Below are 25,146 nucleotides of genomic sequence, written 5' to 3'. Positions count from 1 at the left end.
GCCAACAGGACGGCAACCAGCAGGCTGCACCGCAGCGCTTCGGCGGCGACGCCGTGCCTGCCCCGGCTCCTGCTCCGGATCCGGCGCGGCCGGGTGCGCCCAGCGCGCGTCCGATCCAGTTCGGCGCGGGCTCCCAGGGCGCGCAGAGCCAACAGGACGGCAACCAGCAGGCTGCACCGCAGCGCTTCGGCGGCGACGCCGTGCCTGCCCCGGCTCCTGCTCCGACACAGCCGGGTGCGCCGAGCGCGCGTCCCAAGGGCTCCGCTCGCAGCACCCCTGCCCCGGCTCGGGCCCAGACCCCCATCCGGCCGCCGGCAAGGCAGGAGCAGGCCGAGGCGCAGACGAACAGTGACCGGCTGCTGCCCGTGAACAGCGCCCGCCGCGAAGGCTCCTCGGCTCCGAGGCAGCCAGGGGCCGGTGCTCCGGCTGTGGGTCGGGCTCCGGCTGCGCCTGGTGTGCGGACTCCGGGTCGGACGCAGGCAGTGCGTCAGCCGGGTTCGATCCAGACGTCGACGCCGCGCCAGACGCCTGCCCCGCCGGGGCGTGCTCCGCGGCCGCCTGCTCCTGCACCGGCTCCTTCGCCGCGGCAGGCTCCGGTTCCACGTCCGCTCCGGACGGCCGATCCGGCTCCCCGGAGCGTGGAGACCCCGGAGCCGCAGCAGCGGCCGGCCGTCGCCCCCCGCCGAGGCCGGCGCGAGGAGGACTGATCCTCCGATCGAGGGCGGGCGTGGAGGCCTGACGCATCCGGTGAGAACGATCAACCTCACCGGGTGCGTCGTCCATACGCGGCGCCGCAGCTTCAGGAGGAGACGTCAGAGGCTTGACCAGCCGAGGAAGGACAGAACCCCGTGGACGCGATGCCACGGGGTTCTGTGCTGCTGCGCCGGCCAGGCGGGACGTCGACGCTACTTGGCGCACTTGGTCTTGAAGCCGTCCAACAGTGCCTTGCCGGCATCGGAGTCGTCACGCACGTACACGCTACCGCCGATGCTGATCGAGGTGTTGCTGGTCGAGACTGCCTCGCTGCCGGTCCGCTTGTTGCGGGGGTCGTCTCCGGCGACCGTCCATATGATCTGGGACTGGTCCTTGTTGAACTCGCCGGTGCTGGTCACGCCCGGCTTCTCGTAGACACCATCGCAGCCGTACTCATGATGCGAGACGCTGTTGCCCTTGACGACCAACTGGCCGAGGTCGGACGTGCCGTTGACGTCCTTGACGTAGTAGGTGCCGTCGAGCTTGCCGGCGCTGTCGCTGCTTCCGCCGCAGGCGGTGAGTATGAGTGAGCCCGCGGCCAGGGCCGCGACGGACACGGCAATCCTGGCCCGCGTCCTACGTGCAGTCCTGGTGATCCTCATGGCGTTTCCCTTCGTTCGTTATGGCAGTCGATTCGAGACGGACAGGCCAGTCAAAATAACCTATGGATAGGGGGCTTAGGCGGCCGGGACCGTTTGTCAGGTGCCTTCTCGGAGGTTGTCGAGCCGATTTCCAGTCAGTGCCATTGCGGCCTGGGCCTGGTGGGGCGCGTGTTCGCCGTTCTGGACGCGCCACTGCAGACGCTGCACCAGCGGGGCGTCTGCCGACCAGGAGTACCTGTTCCCGGCCACGGGCGGCGGGCTGCCGGCCAACACGAACTCAGCCACCAGAAGACCGTGGCCGTCCTCGGCACCAGAGCCGCGCTCGCGAACCTGATCGGCATCGCTCCTCTGGAGGATCGCGACGCCGTCGCCGTCGCCGCCGCCGTCGTCAAGGCTGTCGGCGTCAAGGAGGTCGCTCCCTCACCCGCGGCAAGCAGCTGTCCGCCTCGGCCGTCCGGCAGCCCCCGGGCGTCACCGGCTCTGCGCACCGGGGCCGCTCGCGACGAGCGCCCACCACGACGTCCGGTCCCCCGCCACCACGCGGGACGACCACGCCGACCTCGCGCGCTGGGACCAAGACGGCGCCCCGCCCTCGCAACCCCGTTAATCCCCGGACGCGTGGCTACGCGTCGGAGCCGAACTCGGCGATGGGCTGGTCGACCTCTCCGGCCGCCAGGACTTCCTCGTCACCTGCCGCCCCGGCACGCGCAGCGGCGCACCGGCCGCGTTCCTCCCCATCCTGGGCGAGGTCGAGTTCGACGCCGGCCTGTTCGCCCCGCTCCAGCCCCACGAGATCCATCGGCGGATCGTGGGCGACGAGGAGCGGTATCCCGCCGCCTGGGGAGTGTTCGTCCACGAGGCCGCGCACGCGGCCCACTCCGTCTGGACGGCGCCGGCCGGAGCGAACCCCCGTGTCGTCGAGGCCGCGCTCCTGCTGGAGGAGAGCCGTGTCGAAGGCGCACACCTGGTCACGCGGCCCACGGACCGCACGTCCCTGCGCACCAGTGCCCGAACCCTGGTCGTGCCCGACCTCGCCCACCCCACCCTCCAGGGCATCGAGCGCGCCGCCGCCGTGGCGGCCCTGGTCCTCGGCCGCCGTGACGTCGGCATCCTGGACGCCGGCGAGACCCGGGCCGTCGCCGGTCTGTGCGAAAAGGTGCTGGGCGCAGGCCTGTTGGCCACCCTCACCCGCATCTGGACCGCAGCCCACCAGCGCGCCGACCACGACGCCACAACCATGCTCGCGCACGCTCACAAATGGTGCGACGCTCTGGACACCGCGGCCCCTGCCCTGCCCGTGCCGGAGAACCTCACCGATCTGCTGTCCGGCGCCGTGGGGGTCGTCATGGACACCACGGCAGCCACCGACGCCGCCGACCTCGCGGCACAGGCCGCAGCGACCAACGCCAAGGCCGTGCCGTCCAAAGCGCAGGCTCGTGACCGCACCCAGCGGGCCGCCAGCGACGCAAAGCCGCCGCCACCGCCAAGTCGGTCTTCAACGCCCGTGGCACCACCGTCGCCCCCGACGGCACACCGGCGCTCTACGGCAACCCGGTCACCGGCACCCGCAGGCCAACCGCCGCCGAGCAGCGTGCCGCCGCCTACCGCGAGCGGGCCGAGGAGCGGACCACCAGCCCCACCCCGCCCGGCCGCCTCAATATGCGCGCGGCCCTCGCCCGGGACGCTCAACGCGCGGCCGGGTCGGTCCCCACCGCGGAACCGTTCACCCACACCCGCCGCCGGAACTCCCCCACCCCACCGCTGCGCGTGGGTAATGGCCGCCGTCTGACCCGTTCAGACCGGCTCCATCCCCAACTGATCCCCAAAACGATCTTGAGGCCGTATCGGGTGCTTCCGATACGGCCTCTGACCTGCGCATTCGCAAGTCGGGACGACAGGATTTGAACCTGCGACCCCTTGACCCCCAGTCAAGTGCGCTACCAAGCTGCGCCACGTCCCGTTGTGCTTCAGGCTGCTCCCACCTGGGGTTCTGCCCTGCGGCACATGCAGAAGATTACCCCACGTCGAGGGGTGCGCATGCACGGGTATCCGGGGCGGGGGAGGATGGCCGGATGGTGGGACGGGATCGGGATGCCGAGGGGCGGGCGCGGAGCGCGCGTCCGCGGGACGGGCTGGGGCGGCCGCTGCCCTACGGGGCTCCGGGCGTGGCGCGGCAGCCGGAGGGGGTGGTGCGTGCCCCGTCGGAGACGGTCCGGGAGGCGCAGCGCCTGCTGGACGCGGGCATGCCGTTCCATGCGCACGAGGTGTTCGAGGACGCCTGGAAGTCCGGGCCGCAGGAGGCCGCCCCGCTGTGGCGGGGGCTCGCGCAGATCGCGGTCGGGCTGACCCATGCGGCCCGCGGCAACGCGGTCGGAGGGGCCCGGCTGCTGCGGCGCGGAGCGGATGCGCTGGCCGCGCTGGGTGAGATGGGCGGGCCGGGCGGGCCGGGCCGGCCAGGTGGGCCGGGTCAGTCGGATCGGCTGTCCGGGCCCGGCCAGGGGGGTGGCCCCGGCCAGGTCGGTGGCGTGGGTGCGGGGGTGCGCTGGTACGGCATTGACGTGTCGGGGGTGGTCGGCTGGGCTCGGGAGCTTGCCGGGCGGGTGGAGGCCGGGGGCGGGCCCGTCGATCCCGTGGCGGAGGCGCCCCGGCTGGGCGGAGCCCCGTCGCCCCCGAGCGGCTGAGCCGCCTCCGGCATGCTGACCGCCGCTTGGGGTGCCGGCCCCGTCGAGTCGCCCGGGCCGCCGCCGGGCCGCTGAGTTGCCGCCGGTCCCGGCCGGCGCCGGGCCGCCGTCGAGCCTCTGCGCCGCGGCCGGGCCGGACCATCGCCGACGGCCCGGCGGGAGTTGGGCCGCTGAGCCGCGGCCGGGCCGCAGCGTTGCGGCCGGACCCCGACCGCCGTCGGGCCGCCGGCTTGCGGGCGGTGGTCAGGGGCGTGGGGGCTCGGCCGTCGGGCCGGGTGCGGGGGCGGTGGGCGGCTCCGGGAAGGTGGTCAGGATGACGTCCAGGGTGCGGGGGCCGTGGACGCCCTCCACGCGGTTCAGTTCGATGTCGCTCGTCGCCGAGGGGCCCGAGATCCACGTCAGCGGACGGGTCGGGTCCAGGCGTTCCAGGGCCTGCGGCACCGAGTCGACGACCTGGTCCGGGACGCGGACCACGCAGACGTGGTGGTCCGGGATCAGGGTGATGCGGCGCCGGCCCTGCGCGGGGCCGCCGTCGAGGACGAGCGTCCCGGTCTCGGCGACGGCCAGGGCGCAGCCGGTGACCACGCTGTCCACGGCGTCGAGTTCGTGCGGGCCGGCCCCGGCGCGGTCGGGCACCTCTGTGGCGGCCGTGTCGGCGAGCCAGTGCGGGGGCACGCCGGCCGGGACGAGGACGGTGCGGGTGCCGCGCCGGGCCAGCAGCCGGGCCAGGAGGGCGGGGAGGCCGTCGGCGGTGGTGCGGTGGACGTGGGCGCGGTACTCGGCGAGGTTTGCGGCGAGCAGGTCTGCGGCTTCGGCGGGCGTGCGCTCGCCGTGGACGCGGAGGTAGTCCCGCGGAATCGGCGGTTCGGCCCCGGCGGGGTCGGCGGCCGTGGCCCGCCGGATGCGGGCCAGGATGACGTCCCTGCTCGTCATGGTTTGCGCCTCTCGTCCTGTCGTTCCCGCTGCTCCCACCAGTCGCGGAACGGCTGTTCGGGCGGTTCGGGCAGGTCGCGGCTGTCCGTCCAGGCCCGGCCCGGTCCGGGCAGCCGGCGCGGCCGCAGGCGCCGTGCGCGGGCCAGCAGCCGCTCCCCCGCCCTCAGGGCGCCGGGGTGGTCGAGCAGGAGCCGGGCGGCCCGCAGGGCGGCGCGTTCGGCGGTGTGGCCGCGGGCGGGCCGGATCCGTACGCGGACCCCCTCGCGGGTGGCCGGGCCGCCCTGGACGATGCGTTCCCGCAGGTGGACGAGGACTTCGGGGATGTCGATGGCGACGGGGCACACCTCCTCGCAGGCCCCGCACAGCGTGGACGCGAACGGCAGCGACGCGTCGACGCGGCTTCCGGTGCCGCGCAGTTGGGGGCTGAGGACGGCGCCGATCGGGCCGGGGTAGACCGAGCCGTAGGCGTGGCCGCCGGCCCGCTCGTAGACGGGGCAGACGTTCAGGCAGGCGGAGCAGCGGATGCAGCGCAGTGCCTGGCGGCCGACGGCGTCGGCGAGGGTGTCGGTGCGGCCGTTGTCGAGGAGGACGAGGTGGAACGCGGTGGGCCCGTCCCCGCCGGCCGTGCCGGTCCACATGGTCGTGTACGGGTTCATCCGCTCGGCGGTGGAGGAGCGGGGCAGCGTCTGCAGGAAGACCTCCAGGTCGCGGAAGGTCGGGACGACCTTCTCGATGCCGACGACGGAGATCAGCGTCTCGGGCAGCGTCAGGCACATCCGCCCGTTGCCCTCGGATTCGAACACGACGAGGGTGCCGGTCTCCGCGACCATGAAGTTGGCGCCGGACACGGCCACCTGGGCCCGCAGGAACTTCTCCCGCAGGTGGCGGCGGGCCGCCTCCGCGAGCTCCCGCGGGTCGTCGCCGAGGCCGTCGGGGGCGGGGCGGCCCCAGCGGCCCATCTCCCGCGCGAAGACGTCCCGGATCTCGCCGCGGTTGCGGTGGATCGCGGGGACGAGGATGTGGGAGGGCCGGTCATGGCCGAGCTGCACGATGAGCTCGGCGAGGTCGGTCTCGTACGAGGCGATCCCGGCCTCCTCCAGGGCTTCGTTCAGTCCGATCTCCTGGGTCGCCATCGACTTCACCTTGACGACCTCGCGCGCGCCGGTGGCGTGGACCAGCCGGGTGACGATGCGGCAGGCCTCTGCTGCGTCGACCGCCCAGTGGACGGTGCCGCCCGCGGCCGTGACGGATTCCTCCAGCTGCACCAGGTAGCGGTCGAGGTGGCGCAGCGTGTGGTCCTTGATCGCCTTGCCGGCGGCGCGGAGCCGGTCCCAGTCGGCGAGTTCGGCGACGGCCCGGGCGCGGCGGCCGCGGATGGTGTGCGTGGCGTGCCGCAGGTTGGCGCGCAGGACGGGGTCGTGGACGGCGCGGCGCGCGGCCTCGGGGAAGGCGGGCATGCCGAGGAAGGCCGCCTGCGCGCCGTCCGCGCCCTGCGTTCCGCGCATGCCGCGCATTCCGTGCATTCCGTCCGTTCCGTGTACTCCGGCCCTCGTCATGCGAACGGTTCCTCCTCCGTCGAGGCCAGGATCTCGGCCAGGTGCACGGTCCGCACCGGCGAACCGGCGCGGCGCAGGATGCCGTCGAGGTGGACGAGGCAGGAGTTGTCGCCGCCGCACAGCACCTCGGCTCCCGCGGCGGCCGCTGCCGCGGCCTTGTCTGCGCCCATGGCCGCCGACACGTCCGGGTTCTTCACGGCGAACGTGCCGCCGAAGCCGCAGCACTCCTCCGCGCCGGGCAGCTCGACCAGTTCCAGCCCCCTGACCGCGGCGAGGAGCCGGCGCGGACGCTCCCCCAGGCCGAGTCCGCGCAGCCCGTGGCAGGAGGGGTGGTAGGCGACGGTGTGCGGGTAGTACGCGCCGACGTCGGTCACCCCGAGCACGTCCACCAGGAACTCGGAGAGCTCGTACACCCGCGGCGCCAGGTCCTCCGCGTACGCCTCCAGCCGGCCCCCGCGGCCCTCCTGCCGGGCGAGCCGCCCGATGCGCGGGTAGTGGCCGCGGACCATCGCGGTGCAGGAGCCCGACGGGGTGACGACGTAGCGGTGGCCGGCGAAGGCCTCTGCGGTGCGCCGCAGCAGCGGTTCGGCCTCGCGCCGGAGGCCGGTGTTGTACTGCGGCTGCCCGCAGCAGCTCTGGGCAGCCGGGAAGTCGACCTCGACCCCGAGCCGCTCCAGCAGGCGGACGACGGCCACCCCGGTGCGGGGGTGGAGCGCGTCGTTGACGCAGGTGACGAACAGCGCGGCTCGCATGACGGGCAGAATAGCCGCGTGAAGAAGTTCTCAGTGATCGGCATAGGCGCGGGCGACCCGGAACACCTGACCCTCCAGGCGGTCAGGGCGATCGGCGCGGCGGACGCGTTCCTCATCCTGGAGAAGGGCGAGGAGAAGGCGGACCTGACGGGTCTGCGGCGCGCGATGCTCGACGAGCACGCCCGCCCCGGCCACCGGCTGGTGGAGGGCCGGGACCCGGACCGGGACCGCACTCCGGAGCAGTACGCGCCGACGGTGGACGGCTGGCGCAGCGCGCGGGCGGAGATCTTCGAGCGGTTCATCGCGGAGGACCTCGCCGAGGGCGAGACGGGCGCGTTCCTGGTGTGGGGCGACCCGTCGCTGTACGACTCCACCCTCGCGATCCTCGACGAGGTGCTGGAGCGCGGCCGGGTGGCGTTCGCGTACGAGGTGGTGCCGGGCGTCAGCAGCATCTCCTCGCTGCTCGCCCGGCACCGCACGACGCTGAACCGGGTCGGGCGCCCGGTCCAGATCACCACGGGGCGCCGCCTGTCCGAGGGGTGGCCGCAGGACGCCGACGACGTGGTGGTGATGCTGGACGCGCGGCACGCCTTCACCGCCCACCTCGACCAGGACGCGTACATCTACTGGGGCGCCTACGTGGGCACTCCGGACGAGATCCTGGTGCAGGGCCGGCTCGCGGACGTCGCCGGCCGGATCGAGGAGCTGCGCACGGAGGCCCGCGCCCGCAAGGGCTGGATCATGGACACGTACCTGCTCAGGCGCCGCTGAGGAAGCCGGGGAGGACGGCGGCGAGGCGCTCGTACTCCTCGGGGCGGTTGTAGAGCTGCCCGCACACGCGGATGCCGCCGCCGCCCGCCCAGGGCCAGACGAGGATGCGGATGCCGTGCTCGGCGGCCATCCGCTCGCGCAGCACGCGGGCGGCCTCCGGCGTCTCGGCGAGGCCCGGCGGCAGGCGCAGGGAGCGCATGGCGATGCCCTCGCCCCAGGGCAGCGGGGTGAGCCCGGGGAGTTCGGCGAGCAGGGCCGCGCCGTGCGCGGCGAGGGCGCTGTTGTGGGCGCGGACCTTGGCGGCGTCGAGGCGGGCGAGGAGGTCCAGGCCCTCGGGGGCGGCGAGCCAGCCGGTGTAGTCGGCGGTGGCCCGGTTCTCGACGGAGCGCGGGAAGCCGTGCGCGTCCTCCCAGGACGGTACGAGGGCCCGGACGCGGCCGCGGTGCGCGGGGGCGACGGCGAGGACCGCGGTGCCGGAGGGGGCGTAGCCCCATTTGTGGAGGTTGCCGAAGTAGAAGTCGGCGCCGACGGCGAGCGGGTCGGCGAGCATGCCGGGGGCGTGGGCGCCGTCGACGACGGTGGTGATGCCGCGGTCGGCGAGCTCGGCCAGGAGCCGCGGGGTGGCGATGGGCCGGGCGGTGGGCGAGCTGACGTGGTCGAGGAGGGCGGCCTTCGTACGGGGGGTCACGGCGGCGAGGACGGCCTCGCGGACGGCGTCCTCGTCGGGGAGGTACGGGTCGAGGACGGCGGTGGTGACGGTGGCGCGGCGGGCGGCTGCCGCGGTGACGGTGCCGTAGCCGTGGTCGGTGACGAGGACCTCGTCTCCGTCGGCCAGGGGGATCGCGGCGAGGGCGAGGTTGGCACCCTCGGTGGCGTTGGAGACGAAGGCGATGCCGTCGGGGTCGGCGCCCAGGTGGGCGGCGATCCGCGCGCGGGCGGCGGCGATCCGGTCGGGGGCGCCCACGAAGAAGGCGTCGGGGTCGGCGTGGGCCTCGTCGCGCAGCGCCGCCTGGGCCTCCTGTACGGGGATCGGGACGGCGCCGAAGGAGCCGTGGTTGAGGTGGGCGACGGCCGGGTCGAGGCGGAACAGGGCGGGCCCGCCGGGGAATACGGCGGGGCTGCCGCCGTCTGCGCCCGTCGGGGCGCTGCCCGCGCCGGTCGCGGTGCTGTTCGGGCCGGTCGCGGTGCTGTTCGGGCCGGTCGCGGTGCTGTTCGGGCCGGTCGGGCTGCCGCCGGTGGGGCTCGTCGGCTGGGTCACGGATCCTCCGCTGGTGGACGGTGCGGTCGTCCGCAGGATCATCGGCGGGCGGCGGGCCGGCCCGGAAGGGCCAATCCCGCCAGGGTGGCCGGTGCCGGGGTCACTTCCGCCCGCTCGTGGCGGCGTGGTACTGGAGGTCCTGCACCTCGACCTTGCGCTGCACCGGGCGCGGCAGCTCCACCGCGGTGACCGCCTTCCCTCCGCGTTCGACGGCGGCCGCGCTGGTGCCGGTGCGCAGCGGGAGCAGTTCGGCGTGGACCCCGGCGGGGGCCTGGTGGGAGGCCTTGGCCGAGCCGGTCTTCGTCCGGACGGTGGCCGGGGCCTTGAGGAAGCTGAGCACCTCGACCGTGTCGCGGGCGGCCGCGCTGCCCCGGCGCAGCCGCATCACGAGCGACTGCTCGCCGGTGGGGTCGGCGGCCGCGAACTGGGTGCGGGCGGTAACGTACAGGGTGTCGCGGACGATCTTCGGCCAGCTGCCGGTCTTGTACCGCGTCAGGTAGTAGGAGGCCAGGTCGAGGTAGGCGTGCCCGTTGTTGGCGGACGGGGCGAACTGGGTGCCCTCGGAGTAGTCGTTCCAGGTCGTCAGCTGGACCCAGTCGGCCCCGTCGTCGATGGCGCGGGTCCATGTGGCGCGCAGGGTGGCGGTGTTGCCGGCCTCGTCGAAGACGCCCTGGTTGGGGCGGGCGTCCTGCACGGAGACGGGCTGCATCCACAGTTTGCCGAGGTCGTGGGAGCGGCGGACGTCGCGTGCGGCGCCCTCCTGGCCGGTGTAGCTGCGCGAGCCCCACTCGGAGAAGCCGTGGCTGATGGGGGCGAAGCGGGCGTGGTGGGAGTCGAAGTCGAGGAAGGTCGGGACGAGCGCGGTGCGGATGCCGTGCCGGGACTTCATCACGTCCGCGAAGCGGCTCCACCAGGCGGGGTCGCGGACCTCGGCCTTGAAGGGGGAGACGACGAGCCGTCCGTCGCCGAGGCGGTGCGCGGACGGCGACTTGGCGAGGGCGGCGACGGCTCCGGCGACGACGGCCGGATCGTCCGTCTTCAGCGAGGTCATGTCCGGCATCAGCATGATCTTGAAGTGGGGGTCGACGGTGCGGGCCGCCTCCATCAGCAGGTTCGCGCGCTCCCAGTTGGGGCCGCTGAGGGAGAGCATGTCGAGGGTGAAGCCGTCGAGGCCGGCGGTGCGGGCGGTGCGCACCTCCTGCTGGAGGTTGGCGAGCTGCCAGTCGCCGCTCTTGGGCGTGACGGGCAGGGGCCGGTCGCGCAGGAGGCCCCCGTACCGCTCGTGCTTGCCGTTCTCGCCGTCGGGGTCGAGGTAGTTGCGGGTGTAGTAGTCCTTGTCGGCGCGGACGTTGTCGAGGGAGAGCGGGTAGGGCGTGAAGTAGTGGGCGAAGACGAGCTTCCGGTCGGCGCCGGCCGCGGAGCGCAGGGCGGCGGGCTCCGGCATGTCGAAGGGGAGGGCGCCCGCGGGCCGCTTGTCGACCTTGTCGCCCGCGTCCGGTACGGGGTCGGCGCCCTTGCCGCTGCCGCCGCGGGTCTTGCCGGGCGTCGGGGCCGCCTTGCCGGACGGGCCGGATCCGGACGCTCCGGGCGTGCTCGACCACGGTTCGCCGATGCCGGGGGCGCCCGCCCACTGGCCCGCGCCGGCCGTGAACGGGTCCCAGGCGATGCCTGCGGCGACGAGGCCGGTGAGGAGGCATCCGGAGAGGAGCAGGGTCAGCAGGGGGCGGCGGCGCAGGCCCGCCCGGCGCCGGTGCGAGGCGCGCCGCGCCCTCCGGCCCGTGGCCCGGTGTCCGGCCGGGGTGCCGTCCTGCCGCTCCGCGCGCCGGGCCGTGGTCCGGTCCGCTCTCATCGTGTCGCCCCTCCTGGAATATGCCCGCCGTCCGGCTGAAGAGCAGTAGAGCCGAATTCCGCCTTCCGGACAACCGTTCGCCGGGGCGCGTACAGCGGGCGGCCGAGGGCGGATACGCCGGTCGCCGGGGTGTGCGGCGGTTGTGCCGGGGCGTACGCTCGTGCGCCCCGGCGCACGCGGGAGCGTCCGCGACCAGCGAACCGAAGGCTTTCCGGAGGCATCACGCGGGCTCTTGCGGACTGCGGCATTCCCCCTGACTTTTCCGCCCAACTGACACATAATCAGCCATACGCGGCTCGAAACAACCCTTTGCCGCGCATGGACACGCATGCAATGGGGGGCATCGTGCCGATGAGGGAACCGGGCCGCTCCGGCACGCTGCCGGCGACGTCGGCCGAGCTGTCGCGGCTGCTGACCGCCGTGCGGCGGGGCCGCGTCCTGACGGTGACCGGGAGGTTCCGGGAGCCGCGCAGCCTGCTGGTACGGGAGATCGCCGAGCGGCTGCCGTCGAACTTCTGCGACGGCGTGGCCGTCTTCCGCCTGCAGCGCCCTTACTCGGTCACGGAGTTGGCGGCGGCTTTGAACCGCTCCCCGGCGACCGCCGTCTCGCGGCTCGCCGAGCGCGACATGCTCCTCGTCCTGGACGGCACCGAGCTCCTCGCCCCGCAGGCGGTGGCCTGGCTGCGGGCGCTGCTCGGGGCGGCCCCGGGGCTGCGCATCCTCGCCGCCGGGCGGTACCCGCTCGGCTTCGAGGGGGAGCGCGTCCACCGCCTCTGACGTCCGCCCGCGCATACGCGTCCGCCCCCGGCCGGCGGCTGCCGACCGGGGGCGGACCCCTGTTGCCCTACGCCCCCGCGGGGGCACGCACGCTTCAGGCCAGGGTCGCGAGGGCCTGGTTGAAGGTGGCGGACGGCCGCATGACGGCCGCGGCCTTGGCCGGGTCGGGCTGGTAGTAGCCGCCGATGTCGGCCGGGGAGCCCTGGACCGCGTTCAGCTCGGAGACGATGGTCTGCTCCGCCTCGGTCAGCGTCTTGGCCAGCGGCGCGAACGCGGACGCCAGGGCGGCGTCGTCGCTCTGCGCGGCCAGCTCCTGCGCCCAGTACAGGGCCAGGTAGAAGTGGCTGCCGCGGTTGTCGATGCCGCCGAGGCGGCGGGTCGGCGACTTGTCCTCGTTGAGGAAGGTGCCGGTGGCGCGGTCGAGGGTGTCGGCCAGCACCTGGGCGCGGGCGTTGCCCGTGGTGGTGGCGAGGTGCTCGAAGGATGCGGCCAGCGCGAAGAACTCGCCGAGGGAGTCCCAGCGGAGGTAGTTCTCCTTGACCAGCTGCTGGACGTGCTTCGGGGCGGAGCCGCCGGCGCCCGTCTCGAAGAGGCCGCCGCCCGCCATCAGCGGGACGACCGACAGCATCTTGGCGCTGGTGCCCAGCTCCAGGATCGGGAACAGGTCGGTCAGGTAGTCGCGCAGCACGTTGCCGGTGACCGAGATGGTGTCCTCGCCGCGGCGGATGCGCTCCAGGGAGTACGCGGTCGCCTTGACCGGGGAGAGGATCTCGATGGTGAGGCCCTCGGTGTCGTGGTCGGCGAGGTACGTCTTGACCTTGGCGATCAGCTGGGCGTCGTGGGCGCGGTCCTCGTCGAGCCAGAACACGGCCGGGGCGCCGGTGGCGCGGGCGCGGGTGACGGCGAGCTTGACCCAGTCCTGGATCGGGGCGTCCTTGGTCTGGCAGGCGCGGAAGATGTCGCCCTCCGACACCTCCTGCTCCAGCACGGTGGTGCCCGCTGCGTCGACGAGGCGGACGGTGCCGGCCGCGGCGATCTCGAAGGTCTTGTCGTGGGAGCCGTACTCCTCGGCCTTCTGCGCCATGAGGCCGACGTTCGGGACGGAGCCCATCGTGGCCGGGTCGAAGGCGCCGTGGGCCCTGCAGTCGTCGATGACGGCCTGGTAGACGCCCGAGTAGCTGCTGTCCGGCAGGACGGCGAGGGTGTCGGCCTCCTGGCCGTCCGGGCCCCACATGTGGCCGGAGGTGCGGATCATGGCCGGCATCGAGGCGTCGACGATGACGTCGGACGGGACGTGCAGGTTGGTGATGCCCTTGTCGGAGTCGACCATGGCCAGGGCCGGGCCCTCGGCGAGCTCGGCGTCGAAGGAGGCCTTGATCTCGGCGCCCAGGCCGTGCGGAATGGCGTCCAGGCCGTTCAGGATCGCGCCGAGGCCGTCGTTCGGGGACAGGCCGGCCGCGGTGAGGACCTCGCCGTACTTGGCGAAGGTCTGCGGGAAGAAGGCGCGCACGACGTGGCCGAAGACGATCGGGTCGGAGACCTTCATCATCGTGGCCTTGAGGTGGACGGAGAACAGCACGCCCTCGGCCTTGGCGCGGGCCACCTGCTCGGAGAGGAAGGTGCGCAGGGCGGCGGCGCGCATGACGGAGGCGTCGACGACCTCGCCGGCCAGGACCGGTACGGACTCGCGCAGGACGGTGACGGCGCCGTCGGCGGCGACGTGCTCGATGCGCAGGGAGCCGTCCTCGGCGATCACCGTGGACTTCTCGGTGGAGCGGAAGTCGTTCTCGCCCATGGTGGCGACGTTCGTCTTCGACTCGGCGGTCCAGGCGCCCATGCGGTGCGGGTGGGCCTTGGCGTAGTTCTTGACCGAGCCGGGGGCGCGGCGGTCGGAGTTGCCCTCGCGCAGGACCGGGTTGACGGCGCTGCCCTTGACCTTGTCGTAGCGGGAGCGGATCTCGCGCTCCTCGTCGGTCTTCGGGTCGTCCGGGTAGTCCGGGAGCGCGTAGCCCTGGGCCTGGAGCTCGGCGACCGCGGCCTTCAGCTGCGGGATCGAGGCCGAGATGTTGGGCAGCTTGATGATGTTCGCTTCCGGCGTCTTCGCCAGCTCGCCGAGCTCGGCGAGGGCGTCGGCGATGCGCTGGCCCTCCTCCAGGTACTCGGGGAAGGAGGCGATGATCCGACCGGCCAGGGAGATGTCACGGGTCTCGACATTCACACCGGCCGTCGACGCGTAGGCCTGGACCACAGGCAGGAAGGAATACGTCGCGAGGGCCGGGGCCTCGTCAGTGTGCGTGTAGATGATGGTCGAGTCAGTCACCGGATGCTCCGCTCCACAGTCTGCGTCTCACGTCTGCAAGATTGCTCGACATCAAGATATCTCGTGATGGGGCCCGACCGGACAGCCCCCTGCCGGAAGAGCGACGAGACGCACGTCACCCGGGTGAAACCGGGGGAACGCGAGAGCGCCGCCCCCCGGGCGGTTTCCCGCCGGGGGACGGCGCTCAGGTGCGCTGCGGCGCGCCCGGGAGCCGGATCAGGCCTGGACGGCCTTCGGGCTCGGGCCGTACTGGTTCGGGTTGGCGTCGCCCTCGCTGGCCATGAGGACGAGCAGCCAGATGCCGCCGATGAACGGGACGAAGCTGATGAAGTACCACCAGCCGGACTTGCCGGTGTCGTGCAGGCGGCGGACCGTGACCGCCAGGTTCGGCACGAACGTGGCGGCCAGGTAGAGGCCGGTGAAGAGCGGGTACGTCGACAGCGCGAAGTCCACGACCATGAGGACGATGGCCACCGGGATGTTGAACAGGACGAACATCCAGAACTCCTGCCGGCGGGCGCGGCCGGAGAAGACGGCGTACTTCTTCAGGACGTCGGTGTAGTAGTGCATGGTCCCCCCTGAGGACGGATCGTCGGCCCGTCCTTCTGGAGCAAGCCGGGGCAGAACTTATGCCCCGCTTACATCGCGGTCAAGCGAGTTGCCGACCGGGCCGTGCAGGGGTTTTGTCGACTGCGGCAACCAAACACGTGCTGCTCCGCCGCCACTTGGAACCCGCTGATCGCGACACGTCACAACCGGTGACGAAACCCGGGCTACGAGGGGCCCTTGAAGGGGCGTGAGATCCCTTTTGCGGTGTTCGCACGCACCTGCGCACCACCCAGCGTGTCCGTGGAAGGAACGCGCGGCCGGGCGCCCGCGGTGCCCACATCGTTATCCCGCCGCGACACGGGCGTGCCCTGGCGGACGGGCCGGGCGGGCGGGCTCAGAGCCAGCCGTTGCGGCGGAAACCGCGGTGGATCAGGAAGCAGGCCACGACCATCACCCCGAGCACGAGCGGGTAGCCGTACGTCCAGCGCAGCTCCGGCATGTGGTCGAAGTTCATGCCGTAGACGCCGCAGACCATGGTGGGGACGGCCACGATCGCCGCCCACGCCGTGATCTTCCGCATGTCCTCGTTCTGCGCGACGGTGACCTGCGCCAGGTGGGCCTGGAGGATCGAGTCGAGCAGCGCGTCGTACGCGTTGATCTGGTCGGTCGCGCGCGTCAGGTGGTCGGCGACGTCCCGGAAGTAGGCGCGCGCCTCCTGCGGCACCGGCGGGATCGGCTGCGTGGCCAGCTGCTCCAGCGGGCGCGCCAGCGGGGCCACCGCCCGGCGCAGCTCCAGCAGTTCGCGCTTGAGCTGGTAGATGCGTCCGGCGTCGCCGCGGCCGCCGTCGCCGCTGAACACGGCGGTCTCCACGGCGTCTATGTCGTTCTGCACCGCGTCCGTGACGGCGACGTAGTCGTCGACGACGTGGTCGGCGATGGCGTGCAGCACGGCCGCCGGCCCGAGGGCGAGCTGCTCGGGCTCCGCCTCCAGCGTCTCGCGGACCGGCCCGAGCGTGCCGCGGCCGCCGTGCCGGATGGTGAGGACGAAGTCCTCACCGGTGAACACCATCAGCTCGCCGGTCTCCACCATCTCGCTGGTCGCGGTGAGTTCCTCGTGCTCCACGTAGCGGACGGTCTTCAGGACGGCGAACAGCGTGTCGTCGTACCGCTCCACCTTCGGCCGCTGGTGGGCGTGGACGGCGTCCTCCACCGCCAGGGGGTGCAGCCCGAACAGCTCGGCAAGCCCGGCGAGCTCCTCCTGCGACGGCTCGTGCAGGCCGATCCACACGAATCCCCCGCCGGTCTTGCGGACCCGCCGCAGCGCCTCGTCGGCATCCGCGCAGCCCTCCTGGCGGACCCCTTCGCGGTAGACGACGCAGTTGACGACGGCGCTGCCGAGCGGGGAGCGGGCGGGGTGGCTCAGGTCCACGGCCCGCCGGTAGCCGCGGCGCACGACCCGGCGCAGGTTGCTGAACATGGACAACGGTGTACTCCCCTTCGGCGGTTCGGCGGCCAGTCTGCCACCGCCCCCGCTCCTGCCCCGCGGCGGCGGGCCGCATCCCGCGGCGGATCGGGGCGGGCGGCGGATCGGTGAGGGCTGCGGATCAGACGGTGGGGTGCGCCTCAGGCGCGGTCCACGAACACGCTCGTCGCCTTCACCCGGGCCACGGCCCGCGCGCCCACGACGAGGCCCAGCTCCTCGACCGCCTCCCGGGTCAGCAGGGACACCACTCGGTGGGGGCCGGCCTGGATCTCGACCTGGGCGTCCACGGTGCCGAGCTTCACGGCGGTGACGATGCCGGGGAAGGCGTTCCGAGCCGAGGTGGCGGGGGCCTCCTCGTCCTCGGCGCCCTCCCGGGCGACCTGGACGCAGAACGCGGCCAGGTCCGGCCCGTCGACCATGCGGCGGGCGCCCTCGCGGCGGGTGGGGAACCGTTCGGCGTCCGCCCAGCGGCGGGCGGTGTCGACGCTCACGCCGAGGAGCCGCGCCGCCTGGCCGATCGTGTACGAGTCCATGGCGGCAGCTTACGGTCCCTGCCAGGGGTGCAGGGCTTCCGCGGCGGCCGCGGCGACGACCCGCGCGAGCGTGGAGAGCGCCGGGGAGTCGAGCTTCCACTGCTGCCAGTACAGCGGGACGTCGCGGGTCCGGTGCGGCAGCAGCAGGACGAGCCCGCCCGAGCGGAGGAGCGGCTCAGCCTGCGGCTGCGGCACCAGCCCCCAGCCGAGGCCGGCGGCGACCGCGTCGCGGAACCCCTCGGAGGTGGGCACGTGGTGGCGCAGCCTGCCCGCCCCGGCGTCCGGGTCGCCCGTGAGGGAGCGGACGAACACGTCCTGCAGGACGTCGCGCCGGTCGAAGACGATCACCGGGGCGCGCTCCAGGGCCCGCCCCACGGCGGCCGCGGACCCGGCCTCGGGGACGTGCCGGGCGGCGAAGCCGGGCCGCGCCACCGGCAGGTAGCGCGCGAGGCCCAGCCGGCGCACGGTGCAGCCCGCCACCGGGTCGGGCGAGGAGGTGACGGCGGCCATCACCTGGCCCTCCCGCAGCAGGGCGGTGGTGTGCGACTCGTCCTCGCGGTGCAGTTCGAAGAGGACCGGCGGGTCCTGCGGCACCCGCTCCAGCGCGGGCAGGAACCAGGTGGCGAGGGAGTCGGCGTTGACGGCGATCGGCAGCCGCACCGGGCCGCCCTCCTCCTGCGCCATGCCGAGCTCGGCGCGGGCGTCCCGCTCCAGGCGGGCCAGCTGGCGCGCGAAGCGGACCACCACCTGCCCGGACTCGGTCGCCCGGACCGGCTTGGTCCGCATGAGCAGCACCCGCCCGGTGCGCTGTTCGAGCGCCTTGACGCGCTGGCTGACGGCGGAGGGGGTGACGTGCAGGGCGGCGGCCGCCGCGTCGAAGGTGCCCTCGTCGACGACGGCGAGGAGGGTCCGTACCTGGTCCAGCGGAAGGTCGTCCATCACGAAGGCTAATGGTACGTAAAAATCCTTAGCTGTACTGCACAGTAGTCCGTTCATATGGTCGGACGCATGACACACGGCATCCTCACGGCGGCCCTGGCCGGCTTCGGCACCGGGCTCTCCCTCATCGCGGCCATCGGGGCCCAGAACGCGTTCGTCCTGCGGCAGGGGGCGCGCCGCCAGGCCGTCCTCGCCGTGGTCGCCATCTGCGCCGTGTCGGACGCCCTCCTGATCACGCTCGGCGTCGCCGGCGTCGGGGCCTTCGTCACCGCCTGGCCGGCCGCCCTCACCGCCGTCGCCGTCGCCGGCGGGGCGTTCCTGATCGGCTACGGGCTGCTGGCCGCCCGCCGGGTGCTCCGGCCGGACCCCGCCGCCGCCCTGGACACCGGCGGCGCCGCGACCTCCTCCCGCCGGGCCGCCGTCCTGACCTGCCTGGCCATGACCTGGCTCAACCCGCACGTGTACCTGGACACCGTCCTGCTGCTCGGCTCGCTCGCGGCCGACCGCGGCGACCTGCGCTGGGCATTCGGCATCGGCGCCGCCCTCGCGAGCCTCGGCTGGTTCGGCGCGCTCGGGTACGGGGCCCGCCTGCTCAGCGGCCTCCTGTCGCGGCCCGGGACCTGGCGGGTGCTCGACGGGGTCGTGGCGGCGACCATGGTCACCATGGGCGGGATGCTGCTCGCCGGGGCCTGACCGGCCGCGGCCGCCCGCCGCCGCACCGCCCGCGGCCGCCCGCCGCCGCACGACCCGTGGGAGCCCGCCGTGCCCGACCGCCGCCCCGTCCGCCCCGCCGAGCGCACCGCCGTCCGCCCCTCCCGGCGCCCCGTCCGCCCCTCCGTCGGGCCCGGCCCGCTGTTGACGGCCGCGGCGGTCGTCGTGGACGGGGCCGGCCGGATCCTCGTACGGGCACTCGGGAACGCCCCGGGCCGGCCCGGGCTGCCGGGCGCCGCCGTCGCCGGCGCAGAGACCCCGGAAGCGGGGCTGGCGCGGGCGCTGGCCCGGGAGCTGGGCCTGCACGCGCCCGTCGGCCGGCTACTCGCGGTGGACTCCCTGCCCGCCGCCGGCCCCCGCGCGCGGGCCGCCGTCGTCCACCTCCACCTGGTCGGGCCGCTCGGGCCGCAGGAGGCCGCCGCGGCAGCGGCGGTGATGCCCGGCTGGGTCGCACCGCAGGAGGCGTACGGGCTGCTGCCGGAGCCGGACGGGGCCCGACTGCGGGCCGCGCTGGCCGCCCTGCGCACCGGCTCGGTGGCACACCTCGCCGGCGGCGCGGCCCAGCCGGGCTCGCCCGCCGGCCTGGACCCGGCCCGCCGGTCGGCCCTGGAGCACGCCGGCGCGCTCGACGCGGCGAGCCACCGCGCCGCCCGGCCCAAGGCCCTGACGGCGGCGAGCGCGCTGCTCACCGACGCCGCGGGGCGGGTCCTGCTCGTCGAGCCCGCGTACGGCCGGCGCGGACGGTGGCACCTGCCGGGCGGCGGCGTCGACAGCGACCTCGGCGAGACCCCGCGGGCGGCCGTACGGCGCGAGGTGCGCGAGGAGCTCGGCCTCGACGTGCAGCCGGGCCGGCTGCTCGCCGTGAACTGGTCGCACAAGCCGGGCTACCCGGCTCGCATCCGCTTCCTCTACGACGGCGGGGTCCTGGACACGGGCGCCCTCACCGCGATCCGCCTACCCCCCGGCGAACTCCTCGCCTGGCACCTCGCGACCGCCGACGACCTGCGCGACCTCGTCAAACCCTCCCTGCGCCGCCAGATCAAGGCCTCCCTGCGCGCCCGCGCGCAGGGCACGGGCCCGCTGGAACTCCACGCCGGCCGCCCCGCCGACGGCTGAGGCTGGTCCATCCGGGCGGCACCGTGGCGTGGCGCGCGGGCGCCGGGCCCGGCTCGCGCATCGTCGAAGCACACATCGCCCGCGCCCGCGCGCGCACGAAGCGCACTCCGGCCGCGCGGGCGAGCGGAATCCACGGAGTGCACCATGTCCGCAGAACCGACCGGGCCCGCCTCCGGGCCCTCCCCCGGCCGCGGCCCCGCCGCAGGCACCACCACCGGGGCGGCCGGCGCCCCGGCCGCCCCGCCCGACCCGCGCCGCTGGTGGATCCTCGCCGTCATCGGGCTCGCCCAGCTGATGGTCGTCCTCGACGCCACCATCGTGAACGTCGCCCTGCCCTCCATCCAGGAGGGCCTCGGCTTCTCCGACCACCGCCGCCAGTGGGTGTTGACCTCGTACGCCATCCCGTTCGGGAGCCTGCTGCTCCTCGGCGGGCGGCTCGCCGACCGCGTGGGCCGCCGCCGGGCCTTCCTCGTCGGCCAGATCGGCTTCGCCGCCGCCTCCGCGCTCGGCGGCGCCGCGTCCTCCTTCGAGGTGCTCGTCACCGCCCGCGCCCTCCAGGGCGTCTTCGCCGCCCTGCTCGCTCCGGCGGCCCTCTCCCTGCTGACGACGACGTTCTCGGCGCCCGCCGAGCGCGGGAAGGCCTTCGGGGTGTTCGGGGCACTGGCCGCCTCGGGGGGCGCGGTGGGCCTGCTGCTCGGCGGCGTCCTCACCGAGCACCTGGGCTGGCGGTCGACCCTGTACGTGAACGTCCTGTTCGCGGCGGCCGCCGTCGCCGGCGGGGCGCTGCTGCTGCGCCGCCGCCCGCCGCAGGCGCCGCCGCGGCTGGACCTGCCGGGCGCGGTGCTGGCCTCGGCCGGCCTGTTCTGCCTGGTGTACGGGCTGTCGACGGCGGGCCCGCGCGGCTGGCGGTCGCTGCCGACCCTCGGGATCCTGACGGCGGCCGCGGTGCTGCTGACGACCTTCGTGTGGTGGCAGGGGCGCGGTCCGCACCCGCTGCTGCCGCTGCGGATCGTGCGGGACCGGGTGCGGGCGACGGCCCTGCTGTCGGTGTTCCTCACGGGCGTCGGGATGTTCGGGGTGTTCCTGTTCCTCACGTACTACTTCCAGCACACACGGGATCTCAGCCCGGCCCGGACCGGCCTGGCCTTCCTGCCGATGTCGGGCTGCACGATGATCGGCGCGATCGGCAGCAACCTGGGGCTGCTCGGCCGGGTCGGCGGGCGCGCCCGCGTCGTGACGGGCATGCTGCTCGCCGCGGCGGGCATGGCGTGGCTGGCGAACCTGTCTGCGACGGGCCCGTACGCGGTCGAGGTGCTGCCCGGCCAGATGGCGACGGGGCTCGGCATGGGCCTGATCACCGCGGCGGCGATGAACCTGGGCACGGCGGGCATCGACCCGCGGGACGCGGGCGTCGGCTCCGCGGCGGTCAACGCGATGCGGCAGGTCGGCGGCTCGGTGGGCACGGCGCTGATGAGCACGCTGGCTGCGGGCGCCGTCGGACGGTACCTGGCAGGGCGGCAGCCCGCGCCGGAACTGCTGGCGCGGGCTGCTCTGGAGGGCTATAGGACCGTCTTCACGGCCTCGGCGCTGATCTTCACCGCCGGGGCCGTGCTGACGCTGTTCCTGCTGCCGGGCGGCCTGTCCGCGGAGCGCGCGCACGGCGCTCCCGGCGGCCGCCGCCCCTCAGGACCCTGAGGCCGGGCGGGCCGGGCGGGCGGGGGCGTTCTCGGCCGGCGGGGCGGCCGGCTCCGCCGGCCCGGCCGCCGGCGGCTGCTCGGCAGCCGGCGGGGTCGTGGTCGACGGGGCGGTCGCGGGCGGGGTCGCGGCCGGGAGCGCGCAGTTCGCGACCGAGCTGCGGACCCGCTCGCCGGTGGAGAAGTGCCGCAGCTTGCAGGCGTTGGTGCCGAGGCCGCCGTCGACCTGGGCGTAGCCGGGGCCGATGACGAGGGTGGTGTCGTTCTGGCCGCGGACGGTGTCGTTGCCGGGGCCGCCCTGGACGATGCCCGCGGACTCGGCCCCGACGGACTTCGGCTCGATGATGTCGTGCTCGCTGCCGCCGAGGATCCGGCCGCCGAGGTCGACGTTGCCGGTGCGGATGGTGTCCTTGCCGTCGTTGCCGAAGACCTGGCCGCCGCCGCGCTGGTACTCGCCGGGCTCGCCGAGGACGCTGCCGGTGGTGATCGTGTCGTCGCCGTGGTCGCCGTAGACGGTGGCGCCGTGGTCGGCGGTGCCCATGACGAGGGCGGTGATGATGGTGTCGTTGCCGGCACCGCCGCGCACGGAGGCGTTGCCGTTGCGGGGGGCGAGGTTGTTCACCTGGAGGGTGTCGTTGCCCTCACCGCCGAGCACCTGCGAGTCGATGAGCATCCCCTTGACGCGGATGTTGTCGTCGCCGCCGCCGCCCCAGATGATGGCGTTCTCGACGTCGTTCTCGCAGACGATCGTGTCATTGCCCGCCGTGCCCCGGACCTCCTGTCCGGGGCGTGCCTCCACGCCGTTGACGTAGCACCAGTGGGACGGCAGGGGTTCGGCGGCCCTGGCCGGGCCCGCGGCGAGCGAGGCGGCGGCGACGACCGTCCCGGCGAAGGTGTACGTGGCGGTGCGTAGAGTGCGGCGCGTGCGCAGCATGGAGTCTCCCGAGCATGGGTGGTGTGTGCGGTGTGCGGTGGGGGCTTGGTGTGCTGGTGGTCGGTCAGGACAACTCGTGGCGCAAGGGCGTGAGCTGTTCGATGTCGTACCGGTTCCGCAGGTCGGCGATCGCGGCGGCGTCCGTGGCTGCCCCCGAGTCGAGCAGGGCGATGAGCTCCTCGAAGTACCGCTCATGATCCGGTGGCGGTGAGGCCTGGAAGAACATGCGGGCCGGCTCGCCGGTCGGGTTCGCGAAGGCGTGCGGGCAACCGGGCGGGACCACGATGACGGTCCCGGGGGTGGCCCGCACGACCTGGCGTCCGTCGAGCGATTCCCAGTGTCTCCAGTCGTCGCCGCTGCGCACGCGCGGCTCGAAGGCCATGACGTCGAGTTCACCCTCCAGGACGTAGAACAGCTCTTCGCTGCGGATGTGCCGGTGGGCGCCGACGTCGAAGCCGGGCGGGACGACGACCTCGAAACTGGAGGCGACGGTGGAGTGCTCGCCGGTCACCTTGAAGGTGACCTGCTGGGCGGGAGTGTGCAGGGTCCGGCCGTGGCCCGGCGGCACGAGCAGGCCGTCCCGGGCTGCGTGCGCGGTCATGACCAGGTCACCGGCAGCCCTTCGGGGCCGCGGATGAGCGCTCCGGGCCGCCAGCGCAGTTCGGCGGTCGGCACGGTGAAGCGCAGGTCCTCGAAGCGGTCCAGCAGGGCGTCGACCATCAGCTCCGACTCCAGGCGGGCGAGCATCGCTCCGGGGCAGAAGTGGGGACCGTAGCCGAAGGAGACGTGCGGGTTCGGGCTGCGGTCCAGGTGGAGTTCGTCGGGGTCGGGGAAGACGTCGGGGTCGCGGTTGGCGGCCAGGTAGGAGACGTAGACCGCCTCGCCGGCCCGGATGAGCTGCCCGGCGATTTCGACGTCCTCCAGGGCGATCCTGGACAGGCCGACGGCGTTGCGGTGCGGGATGTAGCGCAGCAGCTCGTTGAGCCCGGAGGGCCGCAGCTCGGGTCTGGCGCGCAGCTGGTCCATCAGGTCCGGCCGGGTCAGCAGGATGTAGACCATGTTGCCGACGTTGTTGGTGACGGCCTCGCCGCCGATCTGGATGAGCAGGCCCAGGCCGGTGGCCTCCTCCAGGGTGACCTCGCCGTCGCGGACGGCCTTGTCGAGGAGCCCGATGACGCTCTCGTCGTGGGGGACCTCGCCGGAGCGCAGGCGGGCGGCGAGGTAGGCGAGCGCTTCGTTCTTGGCGCGTTCGCTGCGCTCGGCGCCCTGGGCGGAGGAGAGGATGAGGGTGGTCCATTCATGGACCATCGGGCGGTCCTGCTCGGGGACGCCCATCAGCTCGCAGACGACGGCGAGCGGGAAGGGTGCGAGGAGGCGTTCGGTGAGGTCCGCGGGCGGGCCGTCGGCGAGGATGCCGTCGACGAATCCGTCGAGCATCTCCTTGGCCCGGGTGCGCAGCCGCTCCACGCCGGTGGTGGTGAAGGCGGCGGCGACGGTGCGGCGCAGCCGGGTGTGGTCGGGCGGGTCCTCGAACCCGACGGCGCCGGGCGCGGGGATGAAGTGGGGGGCCAGGCGCGTGACGTCGTGTTCGGCGACGAGCTTGCGGCTGAACCGGGGGTCGTTGGCGACGGCGCGCACGTCGTCGTAGCGGCAGACGAGCCAGGCCCAGCCGGATCCGTTGGGCAGCCGGATCCGGGTGACGGGCCCCGCCTGCATCAGTCCGGCGAGGACGGGGTCGAAGTCGACCCCGTCCAGCGCCGGGGTGGGCCAGTGCGTGACGGGTGGCCGTGCGGTTGCGGGGCCGTCCTTCAGCATTCTTCGGATTCCTCCCTCAACCGGTCCCTCGTTCGGAGGTCCAGCTGCCCAGTGAGATCTCTGCGGTGATGCCGGGGCCGAAGCCGGCCAGCAGGCCCTTCGCGGCGTCGGCGGTGCGGTTCTCGTCGAAGAGGCGGCGCAGCGCGTCGAGGACGACGGCGCTGGCGATGTTGCCGTACTCGGTCAGTGTGGCCCGACTGAAGCGGAATGCTTCGGGTGCCACACCGAGGTACTTGCTGAGGTCGTCCAGGATGCGTGGTCCGCCCGCGTGGATGATGTAGAAGTCCAGGGCCGCGGCGTCCCAGCCGTGGGCCTTGGCGAGGTCCTTGAGGGACGGGGCGAGGGGTTCCATCGTTCCGGGCACGCGCCGGTCCAGCTTGAAGTGGAATCCCGTCGACTTGACGTCGTACATGATCCAGTCCTCTGTCTGGGGGATGATGTACGAGCTGTTGCGGTGCAGGGTCATGCCGGTGCCGCCGCGGCCGCGGACGACCGCCGCGCCGATGCCGTCGCCGAAGAGGCCGTTGGAGAGCAGGTTGCCGACTTCGAGGTCGCTGGGCTGGTAGCACAGCGAGCACAGTTCGCAGGACACGATCAGTGCGTTCGCGTCCGGGTAGGCGGTGCAGAAGTCGTGGGCCCGGTTGACGGCGGCCCCGCCGGCGGCGCAGCCCAGCTGGGCGATGGGGAGCTGCCTGGTGTCGGTCCGGAAGCCCATCGCGTTGATCATCCAGGCGGTCAGCGAGGGCATCATGAAGCCCGTGCACGACACGTAGATGATCATGTCGATGTCCTTGGCCCGGAGCTGTGCGTCCTCGAGCGCCTGCCGCACCACGGCGGGGACGCGGGCCTTGGCCTCGGCCTCGTAGACCGCGTTGCGCGACTCGAAGCCGGGGTGCTTGAGCGTCTCCTCGATGGGCTGCACGATGTGCCGCTTCGCGACGCCGGTGTTGCGGATCAGACGCAGTGCCAGGTCGAGCTGCGGATGGTCCGCGTGCACGGATCGGGCCAGGTCGAGGGTCTGCTCCATCGTGATCACGTGCTCGGGCACGGACACCGTTGGCCTGCACAGAGTCGCCATGGGTGGCTCTCCTTTCGTGTCTGACACAGCCTCACGGACCCG

The 25,146-nt window shown here is 73.9% G+C and carries 21 protein-coding genes, 1 tRNA gene and 2 pseudogenes; 8 read left to right on the top strand and 16 right to left on the bottom strand.

Features of this window, described 5'->3' with window-relative positions; genetic code table 11:
- Nucleotides 1-905: 905 nt before the first annotated feature.
- On the bottom strand, nucleotides 906-1,355 hold the full coding sequence (locus tag IE170_RS00475) for a hypothetical protein (RefSeq protein ID WP_189807282.1): 450 nt from the start codon (nucleotides 1,353-1,355) through the stop codon (nucleotides 906-908).
- A 276-nt stretch (nucleotides 1,356-1,631) separates the two neighbouring features.
- On the opposite strand from IE170_RS00475, the pseudogene IE170_RS32300 reads away from it, so the two are divergent.
- Nucleotides 1,632-1,858, top strand: a pseudogene (locus IE170_RS32300) (AAA family ATPase); the annotation flags it as partial.
- Between the two features lie 2 nt (nucleotides 1,859-1,860).
- Nucleotides 1,861-3,128: pseudogene (locus tag IE170_RS32295) on the top strand (hypothetical protein); the annotation flags it as partial.
- A gap of 113 nt (nucleotides 3,129-3,241) precedes the next feature.
- Here the strand turns inward: IE170_RS32295 and IE170_RS00465 are convergent.
- Nucleotides 3,242-3,315, bottom strand: a tRNA-Pro gene (locus IE170_RS00465).
- Nucleotides 3,316-3,427: 112 nt separating this feature from the next.
- Between IE170_RS00465 and IE170_RS00460 the strand changes: the two genes are divergently transcribed.
- Complete coding sequence (locus tag IE170_RS00460) at nucleotides 3,428-4,036, top strand: DUF309 domain-containing protein (RefSeq protein ID WP_189807280.1); 609 nt, start codon at nucleotides 3,428-3,430, stop codon at nucleotides 4,034-4,036.
- Between the two features lie 243 nt (nucleotides 4,037-4,279).
- Here IE170_RS00460 and IE170_RS00455 read toward each other — a convergent pair whose 3' ends face one another.
- Genes IE170_RS00455 through IE170_RS00445 form a run of 3 tightly spaced genes read right to left on the bottom strand, consistent with a single transcriptional unit; the run spans nucleotide 4,280 to nucleotide 7,277 of the window.
- A complete protein-coding gene (locus IE170_RS00455) occupies nucleotides 4,280-4,969 on the bottom strand; it encodes a LutC/YkgG family protein (protein ID WP_189807279.1) in 690 nt (229 codons plus the stop codon).
- On the bottom strand, nucleotides 4,966-6,474 hold the full coding sequence (locus IE170_RS00450) for a lactate utilization protein B (RefSeq protein WP_189807278.1): 1,509 nt from the start codon (nucleotides 6,472-6,474) through the stop codon (nucleotides 4,966-4,968). Before IE170_RS00450 ends, IE170_RS00455 begins: the two co-directional genes overlap by 4 nt.
- Before the next feature lie 47 nt (nucleotides 6,475-6,521).
- Nucleotides 6,522-7,277 carry a (Fe-S)-binding protein gene (locus tag IE170_RS00445; RefSeq protein ID WP_189807277.1) on the bottom strand — a complete coding sequence of 252 codons (756 nt, stop codon included), beginning with the start codon at nucleotides 7,275-7,277 and terminating at the stop codon, nucleotides 6,522-6,524.
- An 18-nt stretch (nucleotides 7,278-7,295) separates the two neighbouring features.
- Here IE170_RS00445 and cobF point away from each other — a divergent pair, with 18 nt between their 5' ends.
- Nucleotides 7,296-8,048, top strand: coding sequence for a precorrin-6A synthase (deacetylating) (cobF, locus tag IE170_RS00440; RefSeq protein ID WP_189807276.1), 753 nt, complete (start codon nucleotides 7,296-7,298; stop codon nucleotides 8,046-8,048).
- On the opposite strand, the gene IE170_RS00435 is transcribed toward cobF, so the two are convergent.
- Nucleotides 8,035-9,306, bottom strand: a complete 1,272-nt coding sequence (locus tag IE170_RS00435) for an aminotransferase class V-fold PLP-dependent enzyme (protein WP_189807275.1) — start codon at nucleotides 9,304-9,306, stop codon at nucleotides 8,035-8,037. The genes cobF and IE170_RS00435 overlap by 14 nt on opposite strands.
- Before the next feature lie 100 nt (nucleotides 9,307-9,406).
- Nucleotides 9,407-11,155: a glycoside hydrolase family 71 protein gene (locus IE170_RS00430; RefSeq protein ID WP_223856623.1), complete on the bottom strand. Its 1,749-nt coding sequence runs from the start codon at nucleotides 11,153-11,155 to the stop codon at nucleotides 9,407-9,409.
- 318 nt (nucleotides 11,156-11,473) lie between these two features.
- Here IE170_RS00430 and IE170_RS00425 point away from each other — a divergent pair, with 318 nt between their 5' ends.
- Complete coding sequence (locus IE170_RS00425; protein WP_189807274.1) at nucleotides 11,474-11,932, top strand: hypothetical protein; 459 nt, start codon at nucleotides 11,474-11,476, stop codon at nucleotides 11,930-11,932.
- 94 nt (nucleotides 11,933-12,026) lie between these two features.
- On the opposite strand, the gene IE170_RS00420 is transcribed toward IE170_RS00425, so the two are convergent.
- From IE170_RS00420 to IE170_RS00400, 5 genes are all read right to left on the bottom strand, one after another.
- Nucleotides 12,027-14,252, bottom strand: a complete 2,226-nt coding sequence (locus tag IE170_RS00420) for an NADP-dependent isocitrate dehydrogenase (RefSeq protein WP_189807273.1) — start codon at nucleotides 14,250-14,252, stop codon at nucleotides 12,027-12,029.
- 216 nt (nucleotides 14,253-14,468) lie between these two features.
- Nucleotides 14,469-14,822 (bottom strand): DUF805 domain-containing protein, encoded by a 354-nt coding sequence (locus IE170_RS00415; RefSeq protein ID WP_189807272.1) that lies wholly within the window; start codon nucleotides 14,820-14,822, stop codon nucleotides 14,469-14,471.
- A 373-nt stretch (nucleotides 14,823-15,195) separates the two neighbouring features.
- On the bottom strand, nucleotides 15,196-16,278 hold the full coding sequence (gene corA / locus IE170_RS00410; protein ID WP_189807271.1) for a magnesium/cobalt transporter CorA: 1,083 nt from the start codon (nucleotides 16,276-16,278) through the stop codon (nucleotides 15,196-15,198).
- Nucleotides 16,279-16,424: 146 nt separating this feature from the next.
- Nucleotides 16,425-16,817 carry a TOBE domain-containing protein gene (locus IE170_RS00405; RefSeq protein WP_189807270.1) on the bottom strand — a complete coding sequence of 131 codons (393 nt, stop codon included), beginning with the start codon at nucleotides 16,815-16,817 and terminating at the stop codon, nucleotides 16,425-16,427.
- 9 nt (nucleotides 16,818-16,826) lie between these two features.
- On the bottom strand, nucleotides 16,827-17,756 hold the full coding sequence (locus IE170_RS00400; protein ID WP_189807269.1) for a LysR family transcriptional regulator ArgP: 930 nt from the start codon (nucleotides 17,754-17,756) through the stop codon (nucleotides 16,827-16,829).
- Between the two features lie 69 nt (nucleotides 17,757-17,825).
- Between IE170_RS00400 and IE170_RS00395 the strand changes: the two genes are divergently transcribed.
- The 3 genes from IE170_RS00395 to IE170_RS00385 all read left to right on the top strand — a co-directional run bounded on the left by IE170_RS00395 (nucleotide 17,826) and on the right by IE170_RS00385 (nucleotide 21,278).
- On the top strand, nucleotides 17,826-18,449 hold the full coding sequence (locus IE170_RS00395; protein WP_189807268.1) for a LysE/ArgO family amino acid transporter: 624 nt from the start codon (nucleotides 17,826-17,828) through the stop codon (nucleotides 18,447-18,449).
- Nucleotides 18,450-18,518: 69 nt separating this feature from the next.
- Entirely contained in the window at nucleotides 18,519-19,583 is a 1,065-nt protein-coding gene (locus tag IE170_RS32290) for an NUDIX hydrolase (protein ID WP_229884527.1), read from the top strand.
- Nucleotides 19,584-19,727: 144 nt separating this feature from the next.
- Nucleotides 19,728-21,278 carry an MFS transporter gene (locus IE170_RS00385; RefSeq protein WP_189807267.1) on the top strand — a complete coding sequence of 517 codons (1,551 nt, stop codon included), beginning with the start codon at nucleotides 19,728-19,730 and terminating at the stop codon, nucleotides 21,276-21,278.
- On the opposite strand, the gene IE170_RS00380 is transcribed toward IE170_RS00385, so the two are convergent.
- The 4 genes from IE170_RS00380 to IE170_RS00365 all read right to left on the bottom strand — a co-directional run bounded on the left by IE170_RS00380 (nucleotide 21,267) and on the right by IE170_RS00365 (nucleotide 25,104).
- Complete coding sequence (locus IE170_RS00380) at nucleotides 21,267-22,211, bottom strand: hypothetical protein (RefSeq protein ID WP_189807266.1); 945 nt, start codon at nucleotides 22,209-22,211, stop codon at nucleotides 21,267-21,269. The two genes, IE170_RS00385 and IE170_RS00380, sit on opposite strands and share 12 nt — an antisense overlap.
- A 64-nt stretch (nucleotides 22,212-22,275) precedes the next feature.
- The gene (locus IE170_RS00375) at nucleotides 22,276-22,812 is read right to left on the bottom strand and encodes a cupin domain-containing protein (protein ID WP_189807265.1); all 537 of its coding nucleotides are present in this window, start codon (nucleotides 22,810-22,812) and stop codon (nucleotides 22,276-22,278) included.
- Complete coding sequence (locus IE170_RS00370) at nucleotides 22,809-24,026, bottom strand: cytochrome P450 (RefSeq protein ID WP_189807264.1); 1,218 nt, start codon at nucleotides 24,024-24,026, stop codon at nucleotides 22,809-22,811. The genes IE170_RS00375 and IE170_RS00370 overlap by 4 nt, the downstream gene beginning before the upstream one ends.
- Nucleotides 24,027-24,042: 16 nt before the next feature.
- Nucleotides 24,043-25,104 carry a type III polyketide synthase gene (locus IE170_RS00365; protein WP_189807263.1) on the bottom strand — a complete coding sequence of 354 codons (1,062 nt, stop codon included), beginning with the start codon at nucleotides 25,102-25,104 and terminating at the stop codon, nucleotides 24,043-24,045.
- Nucleotides 25,105-25,146: the final 42 nt, after the last annotated feature.

The organism is Streptomyces toxytricini (assembly GCF_014649915.1).
Classification (GTDB): Bacteria; Actinomycetota; Actinomycetes; order Streptomycetales; family Streptomycetaceae; genus Streptomyces; species Streptomyces toxytricini.
This window is presented reverse-complemented; position numbering and strand designations above follow the sequence as displayed.

What these genes read in the sequence shown, in the direction of transcription:
- IE170_RS00375 (WP_189807265.1), bottom strand. Translation starts at nt 22,812, where the DNA reads ATGACCGCGCACGCAGCCCGGGACGGCCTGCTCGTGCCGCCGGGCCAC.
- IE170_RS00460 (WP_189807280.1), top strand. Translation starts at nt 3,428, where the DNA reads ATGGTGGGACGGGATCGGGATGCCGAGGGGCGGGCGCGGAGCGCGCGT.
- IE170_RS00365 (WP_189807263.1), bottom strand. Translation starts at nt 25,104, where the DNA reads ATGGCGACTCTGTGCAGGCCAACGGTGTCCGTGCCCGAGCACGTGATC.
- IE170_RS00385 (WP_189807267.1), top strand. Translation starts at nt 19,728, where the DNA reads ATGTCCGCAGAACCGACCGGGCCCGCCTCCGGGCCCTCCCCCGGCCGC.
- corA (WP_189807271.1), bottom strand. Translation starts at nt 16,278, where the DNA reads ATGTTCAGCAACCTGCGCCGGGTCGTGCGCCGCGGCTACCGGCGGGCC.
- IE170_RS00415 (WP_189807272.1), bottom strand. Translation starts at nt 14,822, where the DNA reads ATGCACTACTACACCGACGTCCTGAAGAAGTACGCCGTCTTCTCCGGC.
- IE170_RS00455 (WP_189807279.1), bottom strand. Translation starts at nt 4,969, where the DNA reads ATGACGAGCAGGGACGTCATCCTGGCCCGCATCCGGCGGGCCACGGCC.
- IE170_RS00370 (WP_189807264.1), bottom strand. Translation starts at nt 24,026, where the DNA reads ATGCTGAAGGACGGCCCCGCAACCGCACGGCCACCCGTCACGCACTGG.
- IE170_RS00395 (WP_189807268.1), top strand. Translation starts at nt 17,826, where the DNA reads ATGACACACGGCATCCTCACGGCGGCCCTGGCCGGCTTCGGCACCGGG.
- IE170_RS00430 (WP_223856623.1), bottom strand. Translation starts at nt 11,155, where the DNA reads ATGAGAGCGGACCGGACCACGGCCCGGCGCGCGGAGCGGCAGGACGGC.
- IE170_RS00405 (WP_189807270.1), bottom strand. Translation starts at nt 16,817, where the DNA reads ATGGACTCGTACACGATCGGCCAGGCGGCGCGGCTCCTCGGCGTGAGC.
- IE170_RS00450 (WP_189807278.1), bottom strand. Translation starts at nt 6,474, where the DNA reads ATGCGCGGAACGCAGGGCGCGGACGGCGCGCAGGCGGCCTTCCTCGGC.
- IE170_RS00400 (WP_189807269.1), bottom strand. Translation starts at nt 17,756, where the DNA reads ATGGACGACCTTCCGCTGGACCAGGTACGGACCCTCCTCGCCGTCGTC.
- IE170_RS00445 (WP_189807277.1), bottom strand. Translation starts at nt 7,277, where the DNA reads ATGCGAGCCGCGCTGTTCGTCACCTGCGTCAACGACGCGCTCCACCCC.
- IE170_RS00380 (WP_189807266.1), bottom strand. Translation starts at nt 22,211, where the DNA reads ATGCTGCGCACGCGCCGCACTCTACGCACCGCCACGTACACCTTCGCC.
- IE170_RS00475 (WP_189807282.1), bottom strand. Translation starts at nt 1,355, where the DNA reads ATGAGGATCACCAGGACTGCACGTAGGACGCGGGCCAGGATTGCCGTG.
- IE170_RS00425 (WP_189807274.1), top strand. Translation starts at nt 11,474, where the DNA reads ATGGACACGCATGCAATGGGGGGCATCGTGCCGATGAGGGAACCGGGC.